This window comes from Microbulbifer harenosus (assembly GCF_005771435.1).
Lineage (GTDB): Bacteria > Pseudomonadota > Gammaproteobacteria > Pseudomonadales > Cellvibrionaceae > Microbulbifer > Microbulbifer harenosus.
This window is the reverse complement of record NZ_VANI01000014.1, coordinates 159101-178858: the sequence shown is the minus strand read 5'-3', so window position 1 is coordinate 178858 and position 19758 is coordinate 159101. Positions and strand designations below refer to the sequence as shown.

Sequence of the window (19758 nt, the reverse complement as noted above, 5' to 3'; positions counted from 1 at the left end):
GCCCGGTACCGCCGGTCTCTGTAGACGCAGATAGGGAAAATGATCCCGCCGTGGATGATGACCGCCAACGCCATGACGATATCCTGGCTTTGTCGCGGCGCCACCGGCACCTGGTTTCCTCCGCACGCTACTACCCTCTGCGCACACAACTACGGCGTCTGGAACAGGAATTTCAGCGTATTTATCAGCGTCTGTCTGCCCGTGTGGAAAGTGGTGAAAAAGGAAGCCGCAGCGAAGAGTGGTTGCTGGATAACCGCCATGTCGTGCAGGAAGCCCTCGAACTCGTGCGCGAATCCCTGCCGCGCAAGTATCTCCGGCAGTTACCCAAGATTGCCGCCGAAGACGGTGGGGTGGATCTACGCGCACATGCGCTCGCTGTGGCACTGATTGGTCCTGTCCGGCAGCCGCTGGATCTTGAAACGGTATACGAACTTGTCGACTTCTATCAGAACGAGTGCATTCTCACCACTGGCGAACTGTGGGCACTGGCGGCTTTACTGCGCCTGAGCCTGCTGGATCAGCTGGTACAGTTTGCCGACGTGGCACTTACACAGGTTGAGACAGGAGCCGATGCAGAAAGCGTCGGCATCGCCAGCGTGGTTATCAGTCTTCGCGAATTGCGTACCCACGACTGGCGAAAATTCGTTGAATCCCTGAGTCGCGTTGAACGAATACTGGCAGCCGATCCTACCGGCGCATACGACAAAATGGATTTCGAAACCCGAGACCAGTATAGCGGTGTCGTCGAGATGCTCTCTCGCGGCAGCGCGCTGGCCGAGCATCGTGTTGCCGAGCAGGTGCTCAGGCTTTGCGAACAAGAAACGGAGGATGTTCGCCGGCGTCATGTAGGCTATTACCTGATCGGAGAAGGGCACACAGCGTTGGAGGAGGCGGTCGGCTACCACGCCGAGCCCTATCAGAGGCTTCATCAAAAGCTGCTTGATCACGCATCCGGATTCTACTTTGGCACCTTGGCACTGTTTTCTGTTCCGCCCATTCTCTTGCTGGCAGTGTATCTGTTTGGGAAAGGCACTGCCCCCCTAGTTGCACTGCTGACGCTCGCGGCGGCGGGAGTACTGCTGGTAGGTGTCGCGCTGGCGCTGTTGAATGGGCTAATAACCCATGGCCTCCCTCCCCGTAAACTGCCGAAGATGGATTTTGAACGAGGCGTGCCGGCGGAGTATCGCACCGCCGTGGTCATGCCCGTATTGTTCGCAGATGAAGAAGACATCGCAAGGGTACTGCAGTGCCTTGAAATCAATTACCTCAATAATGGTGACCGAAACCTGGTGTATATCGTGCTGAGCGACTTTTCCGATGCACCAAGCCAGATTCACCACAAAGACGAGGTGCTATTGCAGGCCGCACGGGAAGCGGTCGACAACCTGAATCAACGCTATTCCGACAGCGAGGGCCGGGCGCCATTTCTGTTATTGCACCGTGAACGGCGTTGGAACCCGGCGGAAAACTGCTGGATGGGATGGGAGCGAAAACGCGGCAAACTGCTGGAATTCAATCGCCTGATACGAGGCCACGAGGATCACAGTTTCATCAGTGGCACCGGTGACCGGCATGAACTGCAAAAAATTCAGCTTGTTATCACTCTTGATGCCGACAGCCAAATGCCGCCGGGTACAGCGGCACGGCTTATCGCCACCATGGCGCATCCGTTGAACCACGCTGTCATCGATGAGCGCAGTCGCCGGGTTGTGGCAGGCCACGGTTTCCTGCAGCCGCGCCTGGAAACCGATCCCGTTGGCGCTGCGGATACGGTTTTCAGTGAGATTTTCTCCGGTGACCGCACTGTGGATATTTACACACACGCGGTTTCTGACGCGTATCAGGACCTGTTCGGCGAAGCGATATTTGCCGGAAAGGGCATTTACGATCCACGGGTGTTTTCCGGCACCCTGGCCGGGCAGTTGTCGCAGAATGCGATCCTGAGCCACGATCTGCTCGAAGGAGCCATCGGCGGCGCCGCACTGCTTTCGGATTCGGTGTTTTACGAGCAGTACCCTCCGAACATACTCGCGCTGCTGCGTCGCTCGCACCGCTGGATTCGCGGCGACTGGCAACTGCTGCCGTGGTTGTGCAAGCGGGTCAGTATTGAAGGTGGCGAGAAAATACTGAATCCGCTCCCCGCTATTCACCGCTGGAAAGTCGCGGATAATCTGCGTCGCAGCCTGGAAGCACCCAGTCTGCTACTGCTGTTTGTTCTGGCCTGGAGCGGCGTCCTGCCCGGCACGGCCTGGGGCTGGACATGTGGTTTGCTGTTGCTGTCCGCCGCACCGCTGTGGCTTGAACTGCTTTCTTTACTGTGGCGGTGTGTGGCCGATCCGCGCCGCGTACGCCGTCATCTGGGCGCGGGGCCCGCCGCGTTGCACCAACGCGCCTTGCACTGGTTGCTGTCGCTGGCGTTGCTTCCAGCTCAGTCACTGAACTCGCTCGATGCCATTGTGCGAACGCTGTACCGGCTCGGTATCTCTCACAAGCATCTTCTGCAGTGGACGTCGGCCGCGCATATAAACAGAGCGATCGGGAATAACAATGCGGCCATCAAGTGTTGGCGTGAACTCTGGATAGCGCCGGTACTGGCAGCGGGCATCATAGTCTGGCTGGCAGTTTCCGCCCCCGCCAGCCTGTTGGTGGCGGCGCCGCTACTTCTCGTGTGGTTGTTACTGCCGTCGCTGGCGCTGCGCATTAATCGCCCGCACAAAATTGCCATACCGGATCTCTCCGAAGAAGACACCCAGGAATTGCGACTGCTGGCACGGCGCACCTGGTATTTTTTTGAACATTTCATGGGGCCGGATGATCATTGGCTCCCTCCGGATAACTACCAGGAAGAACCCGTTGCGGTGCTCGCGCGACGCACATCCCCGACCAATATCGGGCTCGGGCTCCTCGCCACACTCAGCGCTTATGACTTTGGTTATCTCGACCTCACACAACTGCTGGCTCGTCTGAACAACAGCTTTGAGCGGATGCGTGGCCTGCAGCGTTACCGGGGACATTTCCTCAACTGGTATGAAACCCGCGAGCTGCATCCACTGAATCCGCGCTACGTATCCACGGTGGATAGCGGAAATCTCGCCGGCAGTCTGCTGGCTCTTGCCAGTGGCCTCAATTCTTTACACAACACGGAATTGAGCGGTCGACAGTTAGTGATGGGTATCGCCGATACCCTGGGTATTGTGGCGGAGACGCTGCAGCCGTCTGATCCAGATACGGCGGCCGTCGAAGTGCGCGAGATTGTCGAAACGATCACCGGATTGCGCGCCCGTCTGGAAGTGCGCGCCGAGCGAGATCCGTGGTGGAAAATTATTGACGATGTCTATGAGCAGGAAGTGCCCTCGCTGCAGGACCGGGTCCTGACGATGATCGAGCGCGATGAAGATTTCAGTGCGGAATCCCTGGGGCGTTTGCGTCACTGGCTCGACGAACTACATCAGCATGCCGTGGCCGCCAGGCGCTATGAGGACAATCTCGAACCCTGGCAACGGCTGCTGGCTGCGCCGCCGCGTGCTTGCCGGGAGGAGGGCAGCCTCACTGCGGAGAATTTCCGGGCGCTGGCGGATACGTTGCGCGGGCCGATCACTCTGTCGTCGCTGGCGTCGGTCTGTACACGTGCCGGAGACCAGTTGCGGGCGCTGCAACGGGAGCTTGCCGGCGCTGGTGACCATGCACAACAAGAGACCGATGCCTGGTGTGACAAGATGCAGCGCGCACTGGCCGTGGCACAAGACAGCGCCGGGCGCTACCGTCGTGATATTTCCCGGCTTGCTGCGCGGGCGGTGGGTTGGGCGGAGGAAATGGATTTCGCTTTCCTCTACGACTCGGATCGCCACCTGTTTCATATCGGCTACAACGTCAACGACGCAGCCCTAGACCCCAACTATTACGATTTGTTGGCTTCCGAATCCCGTCTGACCGGGTTCATCGCCATCGCCAAGGGTGATATCCCCGCGCGGCACTGGCGGCATCTGGAACGTCCTTTCCGCCACATTCAGCGGCGGGTGGCGTTGATGTCGTGGAGCGCTACATTATTTGAGTATCTGATGCCGCGGCTCCTGATGGAAACGCCCGATCATAGTCTGATGGGGCGAGCCTGTCGCAATGCCATTGATATTCATCGAGATTTTGCCGACCGCTTCGGGGTGCCCTGGGGGATTGCCGAATCGGGCTTCTATGAACTCGACAGCCATCTGCACTATCAGTACCGCGCTTTTGGTGTGCCCGGTATTGGTTTTAAACGGGATCTCGGCGAGCGACTAGTGATCGCACCCTATGCTTCCATGATGGCGTTGCCGTTTTGTCCGGACCGGGTGATGACAAACCTGCGGCAATTGCGCAGCCATGGAGGGTACGGCCAGTTCGGGCTGCATGAGGCGATTGATTTTGGCCGCACCGCCAAACCGGCACCGCGGCGCGCGCGCACAGTGCGCTCGTACATGAGCCACCACCAGGGAATGATTTTACTGGCGGTAAACAACTTTCTTCACGGGGACATTATGTTGCGTCGCTTCCACAGCGACGTGCGCATTGCCGGTATCACACCGCTGCTGCATGAGCGCATGCCGGTTGCGCCGCAGGCTCTCACGCCCTGGCGTCGCCCGGGGGTCATGCGCAGCTTCCACAGTGAAGTGGTGCTGGAAACCTGGACAGCCGCGCCGGCTCGGGGTTTCCCGCAATACAACCTGCTCTCCAATGGGCATTATTCCCTGGTACTCGCCGCCGATGGCGCCGGCGGTGCTTACTGGAACAACATCGCGCTGACGCGCTGGCAACCGGATCCGACGCACCACCAGTGGGGGCGTTTCTGCTATGTGCGCGATCTTGATAGTGATCACTTGTTCTCTGTCGGCCAATCGCCATGCGGCGCGGAACAAAGCCAGCGCACCGCCCATTTTTCACCGCAAAGTGTCGAATTCCAGCGCCGCGAAGCAGAACTTTTCTGCCGGATGCACATTGCCGTGAGCTCACAGCACGATGTGGAAGCGCGCCGTCTGATCATCAAGAATGAGAGCAATCGTGAGCGCCGCCTGTTGCTGGCTGATTTTGCAGAGGTGGTGTTGGCGCCGGAGCGCGAGGATCAGCGGCACCCTGCATTTGCCAAGCTGTTTGTGGAAAGCCAGTACCTGCCGGAAGATCAGGTGATGATTTACCGGCGCCGTCCGCGCGGCAGCAACGAAAAACCGATTTATCTTGCGCATTCCGTATTGGTTCAGTCGGGTGTGCGCCACAGACTCGCGTGGGAAACAGACCGCGTGCGCTTTCTCGGACGCGGCGGCACCGCCGCGGATCCCAAAGCGATGCGGGACGGTCTGATGGGGTTCAGCGGCACGACCGGGCCTGTACTTGATCCGGTCATCGCTGCCGCACAGGAAGTGGTGATTCCACCCCAGTCGGAAATTGAGGTCGTGTACCTGACCGGTATCAGCAAGTCCCGCCGAGAACTGCTGTCGATGCTGAGTGGCTATCGCTCAAGGCCAAAAGCGCGCTGGGTGTTTGATCTTGCGCGCATGCAGTCTGAACAGGAGCTGCGCAATCTTCATATCACCGCCGGTGAAATGCGCTGGATGGCGGATCTGCTGTCGACCGTGCTTGCGCCGGTGTCAACGTTGCGGGCGCCGTCCCGGGTGCTCGCCCACAGCCGCCATATTCAGCCCGCGCTCTGGAGTCGGGGTATTTCCGGCGACAACCCGATTTTGTTAATTCATATCCGCAATTCCCATGAACTCGATTTTGCGGAGCCAATATTGCAGGCACATACCTATTGGTGTGGGCGCGGTGTGGGTATTGACCTGGTGATCATCGACGAAGAGTCGGCTGGTTACGAGCAGCAGATTCGCGATCGGTTGCAGGAGCGGATTGTGGAGGTTCGCGGGCGCACGTTGCGCAAGCTGGCAGGTGTTGTGGTCATGGTGCCAGGGCAGGAACTGTCTGGCGAAGCTCGTATTCAACTGCTCGCGGCTGCGCGGGTGGTGCTCGATTCCGGCGCGGGTACGGTGCGCACACAGTTGCAAAAAGCCGAAACCGCCTGGCAGGCGCTAAAACAGCCGCTTCCTCCGTTTGTGCCCGTAGGTCCGGCCGATCATAGGCCGCAAGCAACACCAGAACTGGTGCGCCCACAGGATCTGCAGTTCGACAACGGGCTCGGCGGTTTCTCCGCGGACGGGCGCGAGTACATTCTGCACCTGGAGCCAGGCCAGCGCCCACCGGCGCCCTGGGTAAATGTGATTGCCAATCCGGACTTCGGTTGCCTGGTGTCGGAGGGCGGTTCCTGCTGCACTTGGGCCGGCAACAGCGGCGAGCACCGGTTGACTACCTGGAACAACGATCCGGTACGCGATCCCAGCGGAGAAGTGCTGTACCTGCGGGATGAGGAGTCCGCAGAGGTCTGGTCACCCACACCGGCGCCGCGCCCCGGCGACGGTGCCTACCAGGTGCGCCACGGTGCGGGTTATACGGAATACCACCACAACAGCCATGGCCTTGTGCAGATCTGGCGGATAACAGTGGACCGTGAAGCGCCGGTAAAAATTGGGCGCCTGACGCTCACCAACTGCTGGGATCGGCCGCGCCGGCTCACCGCCACATACTACGTGGAGTGGGTTCAGGGGCTGGTCAGAGCGAACAGTTGGCCATATCTGGTGTGTGAATACGATGCCGAAACGGCCGCGCTTCTTGCCCGCAATGCCTTTGTGCCCGATACCAAACCCGGGGTAGCGTTTCTTACCTCCAATCTGCCTCCGCACGGATTGACCACTGACCGCCACGAATTTCTCGGCGACGCGGTTGGTCTGGAAGCGCCACAGGCGCTCTTCCGCATCGGACTCTCAGGGCGTGTGCAGTGCGGTGGCGATCCCTGCGCCGCCTACCAGGTGCACATTGATCTGGGCCCGGGAGAAACCCAGCTGGTGTATTTTGTGATGGGCGAGGGGACAGACCGCGCCCACGCACTTGCACTCGCTCAGGAATTTCGACAACCGCAGCGGGCGGAAGCTGCAGACATGGCCTTCGAACAATTCTGGGAAGACTACCTCGGCAGTGTACAGGTCGAGATTCCGGACAAAGCCACAGAGCTCATGGTCAATCGCTGGTTGCCTTACCAGACGCTCGCCTGCCGGCTGTGGGGACGCAGTGGCTTCTATCAGTCCAGCGGGGCATTTGGTTTTCGCGATCAATTGCAGGACGTGCAAGCACTATTGTGGACGCATCCGGAATGGACCCGTGAACATATCCTGCGCGCTGCGTCGCGCCAGTTTCAGGACGGCGATGTACTTCACTGGTGGCATGAGAATCCGTTGCGCGGTGTGCGCACCCGCTGTTCCGATGATCTGCTGTGGCTGCCGTTCGTTACCGCACAGTACATTCGCCACACGGGCGATTATGAGATCCTTGACGAGTCCGTGTCTTATCTCAAAGGCGCACCACTGCAGAAAGACGAACACGAGCGCTATGCAGATTTCGATACCAGCGACGAATACGGCTCCCTCTATGAGCACTGTTGCCGCGCCATTGAAAGAGCGAGTGCGGTCGGCCCACACGGCTTACCGGTCATTGGCAACGGTGACTGGAACGATGGCTTCAACCGCATTAGTACAACCGGTCGCGGTGAGAGTGTGTGGATGGGCTGGTTTCTGCTGCGGGTGTGCCGCGACATGGCACCTCTGTGCGAACACATCGGCGATAGCGCCCTCGCTGACTACTACCGGCGACTCGGCGAGAACTTCCGCCAGCAGGTGGAAGACAGTGGTTGGGATGGCGCCTGGTACCGGCGGGCCTATTACGACGACGGTACACCGGTCGGTTCCAAGCAAAGCGACGAGTGCAAGATTGATCTGATCGCGCAGACCTGGTCGGTACTGTCTCAGGAATCGCCGACCGAGCGCGCGCGAGAGGCCATGGCATCGGCCTATGAGCATTTGGTTCAGGAAGATGCAAGACAGATCCTGTTGCTGAAACCCGCCTTCGATAAAACAAAAAAAGATCCTGGCTATATCAAGGGGTATCCGCCGGGCATTCGCGAGAATGGTGGCCAGTACACACATGCCGCCACCTGGTCGGTATGGGCCGCCGCAGGTCTCGGCCACACCGAGCGTGCGCACCACCTGTTCAGCCTGATAAACCCGATAACCCACACCGATAGTGCGGCGGGTGTTGCGCGCTATCGCACTGAGCCGTATGTACTGGCCGGCGACGTATATGGTGTGGCGCCTCACGTCGGCCGCGGCGGCTGGACCTGGTATTCCGGTGCGTCCGGGTGGCTGTATCGCGGCGCCCTGGAAGCGTTATTGGGTATAAAAATCTGCGACGGAAACCGACTGCAAATCCAGCCCTGCCTGCCGCAATCGTGGAATCAGTACCAGCTCTCGCTGCGCTTCGGAAACAGCCGCTACCACATCGAGGTGCAACATTGCGGTGGGGCGTTGGGTGAAATCACCGCGTTGACTGTGGACGGAGAAAACGTACCCGCCGGGGATATCTCGCTCATCGACGATGGTGCGACCCACAAGGTCGTGTGCGTGTTTGATACCGCACAGGCAGATCGCGTCGGATAACGGAAATTTGGCGGTCGTGTGCGCACCAGGTATGTGGAGACCGGATGTGTTTTCCTATAATTTTTTCGTCAGCCAACTTGCCGGGGCAGGCCCCCGATTAACTGAGGAATGAACCAAATGAAACTACCATCCAGCAGAAGACCAACGGATATCTGGCATCGTTTCCAGGACGATTTTGATCAGCTTACACGGGCCATGGGGGATCGCTGGCCTTCGATCTTTGAAGAAGAGGGTGAAATGTCGGGTCATCAGTGGCGGCCATCCGTGGATGTGATGGAAGAAGACGACCACTTCCTGGTAAAAGCCGACATTCCGGGCGTGGACCCAAAGGATATTGAGGTCACCCTCGACAATGGCTGCCTGGTAATACGCGGCGAACGCAAATGGGAAAAGGAAGAGAAAAAGGAAGGTTACATGCGCACAGAGTGCTCTCATGGCACCTTCTACCGGCGTTTTAACCTACCTGAAACCGCGGACCCGGATAATATTTCCGCTAAGGGCAAGGACGGTGTACTTACCTTGACCATTGGCAAGCGGGAAGTCTCGAAACCAAAGCGGATTAACATTCAGTAGATTCAGGCAGTAGATTCTGGGCTGCTTTCTGCATCATTCGCTCGAAGGGAAATGAGGGCCAGCATGGCCCTTTTTCTTGTTTGATCTCATCATTTCGTACATTCGCTCGACGTCCTTGCGGTGGCAGAGTTCGGTGCCCTCTGTCATGACCGCGGCCGCGCCGGCGGCCACACCAAATCGCGCCGCGTCGGGCAGCGCCTTGCCACGGGACAGGGCAGCGAGCAATCCGCCAACCACCGCATCGCCGGCCCCGACTTTGCTGCGCAAGCGTACCGACGGCGCGCTTATCCGTTCCAGTCTGTCTGCGGTCGCGAGCAATACTCCGGCTCTGCCCTGGGACAGGATTACAACTTCAGCGCCGCCGCGCTCGATTACGTCGCGCATCGCACGCTCGATGGCGGCGTCATCGCGTAGTTCGTGCCCAACCAGCTCTTCCATTTCGCGCACGTTGGGTTTGATCAGGCAGACACCAACCTTGAGTGCATGGCGCAGCGCGGCCATTTTTGTGTCGACGACCACACGTATTCCAGCGGGCACAGCGCGCAACAGTTCGGCGTACCACTCTGGCGGTGTTCCCTCCGGCAAGCTGCCGCTGAATACGACGAACTCAGAGGATGGGGAGATCTCGCGAACCTGGCGTTTCCAGCGGTCGCGCTCCGTGTCAGAGAGTAGGGGGCCGGGCATGCCAAATCGGAACAGATTTCCGCTGGATTCTTCCTGCACAATCAGATTCTCTCGCACAGACTCGCTGATCGGGACCGGTGTGTTCGGGACATGCTCATCATCGAGAAACTGGGCGAGACGCCGACCATTCTCACCACCGCAGGTCCAGTAGGCGTGCACATCGGTACCCAACCGGTGGATGACACGTGCGACGTTAAGACCTCCGCCTCCGGGATAGGCACGTACGTTGGTGCACGACAATTTGCAGTCGGGAATGATCTGCGGAACGCGCACCGTATTGTCGATGCAGGGGTTCAGAGTAATGGTTGCAATGCTCATAAGCGCGGCAAACGTGCGGATTGCTACAGCATCCGCGTAATCATATCCACGCAGCGTTGCGAAAACGCCCACTCGTTGTCATACCAGGCGAACACCTTGAGAAATCGGTCCCCCACCATCAGCGTATCTTTGGTGGTGACAATCGCACTGTAGGGTTTGCCGACGATGTCGCTCGACACCAACTCCCGGTCGTCGACCGCTAGGATGCCGTTCAACGGACCTTCCGCCCAGTGTCGGAATACGTTGTTGACCTCATCGACATTGGTCCCTTTTTTCAGGGTGCAGGTGAGGTCAAGCAGGGAACCGCACTTCAGTGGACTGCGCACGGCGCAGCCGTGCAACTTGCCGGCAAGCGCCGGCAGAATCAGGCCGATGGTTGCTGCCGCACCGGTGGTTGTGGGTACCAGATTGGCGGCGGCGGCGCGCCCCCGGCGGAACTTGCTGTTGTGTCCATCAAGCAGATTCTGTGAAGAGGTGTAGGCATGGATGGTGTTGATCATTCCATGCTCGATACCGAACTCATCGTCCAGCACCTTTGCCACAGGTGCCAGGCAATTGGTTGTACAGCTCGCGGTGGAAATGATCTTGTGTCTGTGGCGGTCATAGCGGTGATCATTGATACCAACAACGAAGTGGCCGTCGAGCATGCCCTTGCCGGGCGCGGATATCAGCACTTTTTTGGCGCCGGCGGCAAGGTGTTTTGCGGCGCCCGCTCTGGTGCGGAACATACCAGTGGATTCAAATACGACATCGACACCTTTCTCGCCCCAGGGCAGGCGGGCAGGATCCTCCTCCGCGCTGACGGAAATAGCCAGGCCGTCAATCATCAAAACATTGTCTTCGCCGTGTACCGCCAGATCCCTTGTGTGGTAGGTGGTATCCAGTTCCAGCAGGTAGGCGAGGTTATCCACGCTGGCCAGGTCGTTCACATGAACCACCTCCAGTCCACCCTGGTGTGATTCAAGGGCAATTCGCAGTACCTGCCGGCCAATTCGTCCCAGTCCGTTAATGCCGATTCTCATCATTCTATCCTGATGTGCGTGCGGCTATACGGCTGTGAGATCGAGCGTATAGATTACCTGGGTGTGATCCTCCGGGTCGGTGCGGCAATCCCAGCCCATATTGCGTGCCACTTCGCGCAGTTTTGCGTTGGATGCCGAGTCGATGGAATAGAGGTGGTCAATACCGCGCGCGCGCGCCGACTCGATCAGGCGGTTCAGCAACAGTGTTCCCAGCCCTTGCATCTGCCACGCATCGGCAATCACCACCGCGCACTCGGCAGCTTTACCGGTGGACTCCAGGACATAGCGGGATGCCCCAATCTCCACTTCATGGCCATCCTCGTCGATGGTGGCGATAAAAGCCTCCCGCTGGTCATGGTCGATGTCTGTCAGCTGCTGGAGCAGCTTTTCACTCGGCGCACCGACGCCACCGAGAAAACGAAAATGGCGCGATTCTAGTGAGAGATTGGTAATGAACTCACGCTCCAGGTCAATATCGCTCCGGTCTAACGGCCGAATGACCACCACCTGACCATTGCGCAATTTTTCAGTGACCGTTCTGGATAGTGCCTCGCGATGCTTTTCATTCGACATTGTCACCTGTCTCCTCTCAAGTCAGACCGTCAGTTCCTACACTCTGCCTGAATAATAGTTCCGCACGTTTGCTACCACCGAAACCGCCGTAGCAATTCGTGCTTAATCTTCGGCGGGATAGGGCGTGGTGACATGCAAAAGTTCCTGCTGCAGGCAGATGACCTGGATGTGCTCATTCAGGTCATCGCACGGGAAGGACACCGCCTGATCGGGCCTACTCTGCGCGATGGGGCAATCGTCTACGACGACATTCATAGCGTCAGCGATCTACCCCGAGACTGGACCGACGATCAGGAAAAGGGCCGGTATCGACTCAGGAAGCGCGGTGACGGCGCTTACTTTGGCTACGCGGCTGGCCCGCACTCGTGGAAACAGTTTCTGCAGCTTCCGCGCAGACCGGTATGGCGCGCTGAGCGAGATGCAAACGGGGTTCAGATCATTGCGATTGAAGAAATGGCACCGCGGCTGGCGTTTATGGGGGTACGCAGCTGCGAGTTGCACGCCATCGCGATTCAGGATCGGGTATTTCTAGAGGGCCCATTCCGCAATGACGATTATGACAAGCGACGCCAACCACTACTGCTGATCGCGGTGAACTGTACCGCACCTGCCGCCACCTGTTTCTGTACCTCGATGAATACGGGGCCCGAAGTAACCTTGCCGGCCGATTTGACCATGACCGAAGTCATGGACGGTGATGCGCACTATTTTCTGATCGACGCGGGTACTGGTCGAGGAGAACATATTCTCAAGCAATTGCCTCTAACGCCGGCGCAAGCGAGGCAGCAGGCACTGGCACAAAAATCCATCCAGCATGCCGCTGAACAGATGGAGCAGGGGCCGAGAAGCTTTGACAGCTCCGATGTGAAAGATCTGCTGTATCGCAATTACGAAAGTCCGGAGTGGGAGTTGGTGGCGGATCGCTGTCTGAGTTGTGCCAATTGCACAATGGCGTGCCCGACCTGCTTCTGTTCGACGGTGGAGGACACTACGGATCTCACGGGTGAAAACGCCGAGCGTTGGGAGCGTTGGGATTCCTGCTTTACTGCAGACTTCAGCTACATCACGGGCGGTGCCGTACGCGCAGATACACGTTCACGCTACCGCCAGTGGATGACCCATAAACTGGCAACCTGGCACGACCAATTTGACTCATCCGGCTGTGTCGGCTGCGGCCGCTGTATCGCCTGGTGTCCGGTCGGGATCGACCTTACGGAAGAGTTATTGCGTATACGGGAAATGGAGAACCAATGAAAGGCATGGCGCAGCTGCTGCACGAACACCCGTTCTTCGCAGGCATGCAGGAAAAACACTTGGATTTCATTGCCGGATGCGGAGAAAACCACATCTACAATACGGGGGAGTATATCGCACGGGAAAATGAACCGGCCGATCACTTCTTTCTAATTCGGGATGGCCAGGTCGCGGTGGAATGCTTTGTGCCGAACTACGGCGCGCTCTGCCTGCAGACCCTGCACAATGGCGACATCTTCGGTTGGTCGTGGCTGTTTCCCCCCTATATGTGGACCTTTGACGCCCGCGCCGAGGATGAAGTGCACGCTATCCGCCTGGACGGCAAGTGCCTGAGGGAAAAATGCGAGGCGGATCCCGCCATGGGCTATGAGCTGATGAAGCGGTTTGCGCGCATCGTTACCCAGCGGTTGCGCGCCACGCGCATGCAGCTGATGGACGTCTACAGTCTGCAGTGGCCGCCACTGGATCGCGGGCAATGATCCCGACGCTGTTCCGCATCGATGAACGCAATGATGAGTTCGAGGGTACCTTTACCCTACGTCTGTGCGCGCCGACCGGGAACAGGCCCGCCGCGTTTTCCCCGGGCCAGTTCAATATGCTGTACGCGTTTGGCACTGGCGAAGTGCCGATTTCCATGAGCGGCTCGCTGGACGATGACGACGCCTATGTACATACCATTCGCTGTCAGGGTTTGGCTACTCGCACAATCGAGCGCCTGAACAAGGGAGACGTGATCGGTGTGCGCGGTCCTTTTGGGCGCGGCTGGCCCCTCGATACTATCGCGGGGAAAGAGGTGCTGATCATCGCGGGAGGACTTGGCCTCGCGCCTCTGCGCCCAGTGATTTACCAGCTGCTCAATGGGCACCACGGCGCACGCCGGGTGCGCTTGTTTTACGGAGCGCGCCGGCCGCGGGAGTTGCTCTATTATCGGGAGTTCGAGCGCTGGGCGGATGCTATCGATATTACGGTGACCGTGGATCACGCGGATCATGTGGATCGCGCCTGGAAAGGGCGGGTGGGCGTAATCACTGAGCCACTGGAAGCCGCGAGAATTTCAAGCGCAGGAACCATCGCATTTCTTTGCGGCCCGGAAGTGATGATGCGTTTCTGCATTCACACGTTGCTGAAAAAGGGGCTGCCGGAATCCGCCATCTACCTGTCGATGGAGCGCAATATGAAGTGTGCCACTGGGCTGTGTGGTCACTGCCAGTGGGGACCCAACTTTGTGTGCAAAGACGGGCCGGTCTTCTGTTATGGGAGTGTGCGATCGTGGTTCAACCTGCGCGCGCTGTAGCTGCATCTGGTGAAAAGCCACGCCTGGCCGTATGGAAATTTACTTCCTGCGATGGCTGCCAGCTGAGCCTGCTCGACTGCGAAGACGAACTGTTACAACTGGCAGACCGGGTAGAAATCGCATACTTCATGGAAGCATCCAGTGCACCGCAGTCTGGCCCCTACGACCTTTCCCTGGTGGAGGGCTCGATAACCACACCGGATGAAGTGCGGCGCATTCGCGAAGTTCGCGCCCAGTCCCGCACACTGGTCACCATTGGCGCCTGTGCCACCGCCGGTGGTATCCAGGCGCTGCGCAATTTCGCCGATGTGGATGACTTCATCGCCGCGGTGTATGCACACCCGGAATACATCGAGACACTCAAAACGTCGACGCCGATCAGTGCCCACGTGCCTGTGGATTTTGAACTGCAGGGTTGCCCCATCAACAAACGGCAACTGCTGGAAGTGATCAGCGCTTTTCTGCACCGGCGCCCGCCCCAGGTGCCCCCGCACTCGGTGTGCATCGAGTGCAAATTGCGCGGCAATGTGTGCGTCTGGGTCGCGCATGGAACACCGTGTCTGGGGCCGGTTACCCATGCCGGCTGCGGTGCTATCTGCCCCACTTATACTCGCGGCTGCTACGGTTGCTATGGCCCAAAAGAAAACCCTAATACGGCGTCGCTCTGCCACTGGTGGCAGGAGGAGTTGGGCGCGGAGAAGGTGCAGGTGATCGAAAACCTGCGCAACTTCAACGCGGCCGCCCCGGTGTTTGCGGAAGCCAGCCGACGGCAGGAAGGTGAACGTGACCAAGAGTAAGACCATCAAGGTGGATTATCTGGCGCGGGTGGAAGGCGAGGGGGCACTGTATGTACGCTACGACGACGCCGGTGTTCACGACGTAAAACTGAAAATTTTCGAACCCCCGCGCTTCTTTGAGGGCTTTATGCGCGGTCGGGACTATCTCGAAGCGCCGGATATTACTGCGCGCATCTGCGGTATCTGCCCGATTGCCTACCAGATGAGCGCCGTGCATGCCATGGAAGATGCTCTAGGGTTGAGCCTACCAGCAGAGCTGCAGGCGCTGCGCCGCCTGATCTATTGCGGCGAGTGGATCGAGAGCCACACACTCCACATCTATATGCTGCACGCACCGGACTTTCTCGGCTACACCGGTGCGGTGGCCATGGCCAAAGACCACCCGACACTGGTGCAGGATGGCCTCAACATCAAAAAGGCCGGCAATGCCATCGTCAGCCTGCTGGGGGGCAGGGAGGTGCACCCGATCAACGTGCGGGTCGGTGGCTTTTACCGCGTGCCGACACGCAACGAATTACAGCCGCTGCGCGAGCAACTGCTGTGCGCGCGGGACATGGCCATGGCAACGGTGCGCTGGGCCGCGTCGTTGCCGTTTCCGAAATTCGAGCGGGCGCAATCGGAGCAATACGAATTTGTCGCACTCTCCGATGCCGGTGAATATCCAATGAACCGCGGTTCCATAGTCTCGACCCGCGGCCTGGCGATACCGGTGCGCGAGTACGACCAGCACTTCCGCGAGGAACACATCGAGTACAGCAGTGCGCTGCACAGTACCCTCGTTGGGCGCGGGGCCTATTTTGTCGGCCCGATGGCGCGCTACAACCTCAACTTTGATCGACTCTCGCCACTGGTGCGTCAGCTGGCCGATGACGTCGGCTTTGCACCCTTCTGTGCCAACCCGTTCCAGAGCATTGTGGTGCGCAGCCTGGAAGTCCTCTACGCGTTCGATGAAGCCCTGCGGCTTATCGACAATTACCGCAAGCCGGACATTGCCTGCGTGCCGACAGCACCGCGGGCCGGTACCGGCTTTGCCGCTACCGAGGCGCCCCGCGGACTGTTGTATCACCGCTACTCGATAGATGATGCGGGCAAAATTACCGAGGCAAAAATTGTCGCGCCGACGTCGCAGAATCAGAAAACTATCGAGGATGACCTGCGCCTGATGCTGCCGAAGTTCATGCATCTGCCGGAAAAAAATTTGCAGGCGCAGTGTGAGCAAGCCATCCGCAACTACGACCCCTGTATTTCCTGCTCCACCCATTTCCTGCAACTGCACCTGGACAAGGCGGGCAGCGGCAATACCGCGGGGAGAATAGACCCCGGCGAACACAATGTGGAGCGCGGGGCGTGAGCAACTGGGCGGTAATCAGCCTCGGCCACCGCTTTCGCGGCGACGACGGCGTCGGCCCCTACGTACTCGATCGACTGCGGCCCTACATCGAACCTGCCGTTCCCTGTATTGAAAGTGGCGGTGACCTGATGAACCTGCTGGAAATGTGGAGAGACCGTTGCGTGTGCCTGGTCGACGCGGTTGATGCCAGTGACCTTGAGATTGGCGCAATTGTGCGCTGCGACGGGCTTTCGGCGTCTGTATTGCCGAGTCACTGCACGTCTTCCAGCCACGGATTCAGTTTGAAGGAAGCATTGGATCTGGGACGCCTGGTACAGGCAATGCCACTCCGCCTGGACATCTACGGGATCTGCGGTGGGCACTTTGCCATCAGCGCCGGGCTGTCGGCGGCGGTACAGGCGACCGCGGATATTGTAGCGCAGGAAATCCTTGCACTGATCAACACGCACAACGGAGGTGCGCCATGCACGAGCACTCGCTGATCAACAACTTGCTCGACAAAATCCATCGGCTCGCGGTAGGTGAAGGCGGCAGGCTGGTTGCGGTCAGGCTTCGTTTGGGCGCACTCGCCCATATCTCGGCAGACCATCTGCGCGAACACTTTGAGCAGGCGACCATCGGTACCAGCCTTCACGGACTGAGGTTACACATTGAAGAGCAGCCGGATATCCATCACCCGGAAGCACAGGACATTGTCCTCGACAGTCTTGAATTCGAGCAGCCCGATGAAAGCTGAAACCCCGCAGCGGCTGCTGCTCGATATACGCGGGCTGGTACAGGGGGTCGGCTTCCGGCCATTTGTTTATCGCCTGGCGGTGGATTGCGGGCTTAGCGGATGGGTAGCCAACAACGGCACGGGCGTGAGTGTGGAGGTACAGGGGCGCAGTGTGGATCTTTGCCGCTTCCTGCAAGCCTTGCCGCAGGAGAAACCGTCGCTGGCGGAAATTGAGTCACTTTCCAGTGCGTCGATCCCACTACAGCAGGACAGCGGTTTTCGCATTCGCGCCAGTGAAACCGGTTCTGCTCCGATGGCCGGGATTCCACCGGATCTTGCCCCCTGTGACGACTGTCTGCGGGAACTTTTCGATGCGGGCAATCGCCGCTTTCGCTATCCGTTTATCAACTGTACCGCCTGTGGCCCGCGCTTCAGTATTGTTGAGCATTTGCCCTACGACCGCACCCACACTGCCATGAAGCCGTTCCACCTGTGTGCGGCCTGTCAGCGGGAATACGACAATCCTGCGGATCGGCGCTTTCACGCCGAGCCCATTGCCTGTGCGGACTGCGGGCCACGGTTGCTGCTTCAGGATCAGTTCGGCAATGTTCTCGCTAGCGGAGACGATGCGCTTATGCAGGCTGCCGCCGACATTGCCACGGGTCAAATCGTCGCGATAAAGGGCGTCGGCGGTATTCAGTTACTGGTGGACGCAGCTAATACCGCTGCCGTAGAACAACTGCGGGCGCGCAAACGCCGCCCGCACAAGCCGTTCGCGCTGATGTATCCGGATATTCAACGCCTGCGCGCAGACTGTCTCATCTCCGAGCTGGAAGAATCTTGTTTGTGCTCCCCGCAGCGCCCGATCCTGCTGCTGAAGGCCAGACCGGAAGCGCGTGCATCGATCAGCGCCGCGGTGGCGCCGGCAAATCCGGATCTCGGCGCCATGCTGCCCAGTTCCCCCTTACATCATTTGTTGCTGCAGACCCTGCAGCGAACCGTGGTAGCCACCAGCGGCAACCTGTCCGGTGAGCCGATCTGCATTGACAACGACGAGGCGATACACCGGCTCGGCAACATTGCCGACCGCTTTCTGCTTCACGACCGCGCCATTCTTCGCCCACTGGACGATTCTGTTGTGCGGGTAATGGACGGGCAACCGGTGCTGCTGCGGCGGGCGCGCGGCTACGCTCCTGCTGGTCTGGCTCTGCCGTTGGACGCCGCCGCGGACGAACAGCCGTGGCTCGCGCTGGGTGCAGACCTTAAAAATTGCGTGGCGGTATGCCATGGCAACACCACCTACCTCAGTCCCCATATTGGCGACTTGCAAGACCGCATTACGCTGCAACAGTTTGAACGCGCCATTGCCGACATAGCACATGTTCACGGTTTGCAGCCGGAGAACGTGTTGTGTGATCAACACCCTGGTTATGTATCGACGCGCTGGGCTCACAACCAACACGCACACAATCGATATGCACACAACGCCGGGGAAGGATCGGCGGTTCCGATGCAGGTACAACACCATGTTGCACACTTTTTTTCCTGCATGGCGGAGCACCAGTTTCGTGGCGCTGCGGCGGGGATTTGTTGGGATGGCACCGGCTTTGGCGACGGTGGCCGCATTTACGGCAGCGAATGCCTGCACTGGAATGGCCAGGGCAGCGTGAATCGCATTGCGCGCCTGCGGGAATTCCCGCTGCCCGGCGGTGAGCAAGCGATTCGTGAACCGCGCCGTGTACTCGCCGGGCTGCTCTTTGAATGCCTGGGCGAGAAGGCATTTTCCAACCCAAGGTTGCAGCAACTTTTCGACATCGGCGAGTTGGCTATTGTGCGCACGGCGCTCGAACGCGGCATCAATACACCACGTTGCTCAAGTATGGGGCGGCTGTTTGACGCAGTGGCGGCAATTCTCGGGCTGGTGGATTCGGTTAGCTTTGAAGGGCAGGCGGCCATGACCGTGGAGTACGCCGCGGAGCCAGCGGTTACCGATGTGTGTTACCCGTTCCAGATCCAGGGTGATGCAGAGACAACCGCTGCGCTGGACTGGGAGCCGCTGCTAATGTCACTACTCGCCCCAAATTACCCTACGTCTTCCGCCGACAGGGCCGCAGCATTTCACACTACCCTTGCACACATGGCCCTGGCTGCAGTGCACCGTGCCGGTGAACAGCATGTATTCCTGTCCGGAGGCGTGTTCCAGAACAGGCGTCTGCTGGAAAGTACCGCCGCGCTTTTGCGACAGAACGGCTTTCAGGTCCTTTCCCATCGCAAGGTGCCGCCGAACGATGGCGGCATCGCCCTGGGTCAGCTGTATTACGCGCGTTGCATGGCACATTGCAGAGAGGCATATGGCCAAGGAGGTGCGCTGTGTGTCTAGGAATCCCCGGCCGGATTGAGGAAGTCCTCAACGGTTCTCCGCTGGAGCGTACGGCGCGCGTCAGTTTTGGCGGCATCTGCAAGGACATCAATATTGCCTATGTACCGCACGCCGAGGTGGGTGATTACGTGATCGTGCATGTCGGGTTTGCCATCAGCCGGATCGACGAGCGCGAAGCGCAGCGGGTATTTGAATACCTTGCCCAAATCGGGGAACTGGATGAACTGGAATAA

At 59.0% G+C, this 19758-nt stretch carries 14 protein-coding genes; 11 read left to right on the top strand and 3 right to left on the bottom strand.

Going from position 1 to position 19758, the window contains the following annotated elements:
• Positions 1-50: 50 nt before the first annotated feature.
• Positions 51-8564, top strand: coding sequence for a GH36-type glycosyl hydrolase domain-containing protein (locus FDY93_RS13780; protein WP_171018986.1), 8514 nt, complete (start codon positions 51-53; stop codon positions 8562-8564).
• A gap of 117 nt (positions 8565-8681) precedes the next feature.
• The gene (locus tag FDY93_RS13775; protein ID WP_138236330.1) at positions 8682-9137 is read left to right on the top strand and encodes an Hsp20/alpha crystallin family protein; all 456 of its coding nucleotides are present in this window, start codon (positions 8682-8684) and stop codon (positions 9135-9137) included.
• Positions 9138-9170: 33 nt separating this feature from the next.
• On the opposite strand, the gene FDY93_RS13770 is transcribed toward FDY93_RS13775, so the two are convergent.
• From FDY93_RS13770 to FDY93_RS13760, 3 genes are read right to left on the bottom strand one after another with little or no spacing between them, the layout of a single operon-like run.
• Positions 9171-10139, bottom strand: a complete 969-nt coding sequence (locus FDY93_RS13770; protein ID WP_138236329.1) for a 1-phosphofructokinase family hexose kinase — start codon at positions 10137-10139, stop codon at positions 9171-9173.
• A gap of 23 nt (positions 10140-10162) precedes the next feature.
• Complete coding sequence (gap, locus tag FDY93_RS13765; protein ID WP_240914247.1) at positions 10163-11161, bottom strand: type I glyceraldehyde-3-phosphate dehydrogenase; 999 nt, start codon at positions 11159-11161, stop codon at positions 10163-10165.
• A 24-nt stretch (positions 11162-11185) separates the two neighbouring features.
• On the bottom strand, positions 11186-11734 hold the full coding sequence (locus tag FDY93_RS13760; protein ID WP_138236327.1) for a GNAT family N-acetyltransferase: 549 nt from the start codon (positions 11732-11734) through the stop codon (positions 11186-11188).
• Positions 11735-11866: 132 nt separating this feature from the next.
• Here FDY93_RS13760 and FDY93_RS13755 point away from each other — a divergent pair, with 132 nt between their 5' ends.
• The 9 genes from FDY93_RS13755 to FDY93_RS13715 are packed head-to-tail and all read left to right on the top strand — an operon-like array spanning position 11867 to position 19758.
• Positions 11867-12988: a 4Fe-4S dicluster domain-containing protein gene (locus tag FDY93_RS13755; protein ID WP_138236326.1), complete on the top strand. Its 1122-nt coding sequence runs from the start codon at positions 11867-11869 to the stop codon at positions 12986-12988.
• The gene (locus tag FDY93_RS13750; protein WP_138236325.1) at positions 12985-13467 is read left to right on the top strand and encodes a cyclic nucleotide-binding domain-containing protein; all 483 of its coding nucleotides are present in this window, start codon (positions 12985-12987) and stop codon (positions 13465-13467) included. The genes FDY93_RS13755 and FDY93_RS13750 overlap by 4 nt, the downstream gene beginning before the upstream one ends.
• The gene (locus tag FDY93_RS13745) at positions 13464-14282 is read left to right on the top strand and encodes an FAD/NAD(P)-binding protein (RefSeq protein ID WP_138236324.1); all 819 of its coding nucleotides are present in this window, start codon (positions 13464-13466) and stop codon (positions 14280-14282) included. Before FDY93_RS13750 ends, FDY93_RS13745 begins: the two co-directional genes overlap by 4 nt.
• Positions 14258-15079: an NADH-quinone oxidoreductase subunit B family protein gene (locus FDY93_RS13740; RefSeq protein ID WP_138236323.1), complete on the top strand. Its 822-nt coding sequence runs from the start codon at positions 14258-14260 to the stop codon at positions 15077-15079. The genes FDY93_RS13745 and FDY93_RS13740 overlap by 25 nt, the downstream gene beginning before the upstream one ends.
• A complete protein-coding gene (locus FDY93_RS13735) occupies positions 15066-16430 on the top strand; it encodes a Ni/Fe hydrogenase subunit alpha (RefSeq protein ID WP_138236322.1) in 1365 nt (454 codons plus the stop codon). Before FDY93_RS13740 ends, FDY93_RS13735 begins: the two co-directional genes overlap by 14 nt.
• Positions 16427-16912 (top strand): hydrogenase maturation protease, encoded by a 486-nt coding sequence (locus tag FDY93_RS13730; RefSeq protein ID WP_166215863.1) that lies wholly within the window; start codon positions 16427-16429, stop codon positions 16910-16912. The genes FDY93_RS13735 and FDY93_RS13730 overlap by 4 nt, the downstream gene beginning before the upstream one ends.
• Positions 16894-17166, top strand: a complete 273-nt coding sequence (locus FDY93_RS13725) for a hydrogenase/urease maturation nickel metallochaperone HypA (protein ID WP_138236320.1) — start codon at positions 16894-16896, stop codon at positions 17164-17166. Before FDY93_RS13730 ends, FDY93_RS13725 begins: the two co-directional genes overlap by 19 nt.
• Complete coding sequence (gene hypF, locus FDY93_RS13720) at positions 17156-19525, top strand: carbamoyltransferase HypF (RefSeq protein ID WP_138236319.1); 2370 nt, start codon at positions 17156-17158, stop codon at positions 19523-19525. Before FDY93_RS13725 ends, hypF begins: the two co-directional genes overlap by 11 nt.
• Positions 19516-19758, top strand: coding sequence for a HypC/HybG/HupF family hydrogenase formation chaperone (locus tag FDY93_RS13715; protein ID WP_138236318.1), 243 nt, complete (start codon positions 19516-19518; stop codon positions 19756-19758). The genes hypF and FDY93_RS13715 overlap by 10 nt, the downstream gene beginning before the upstream one ends.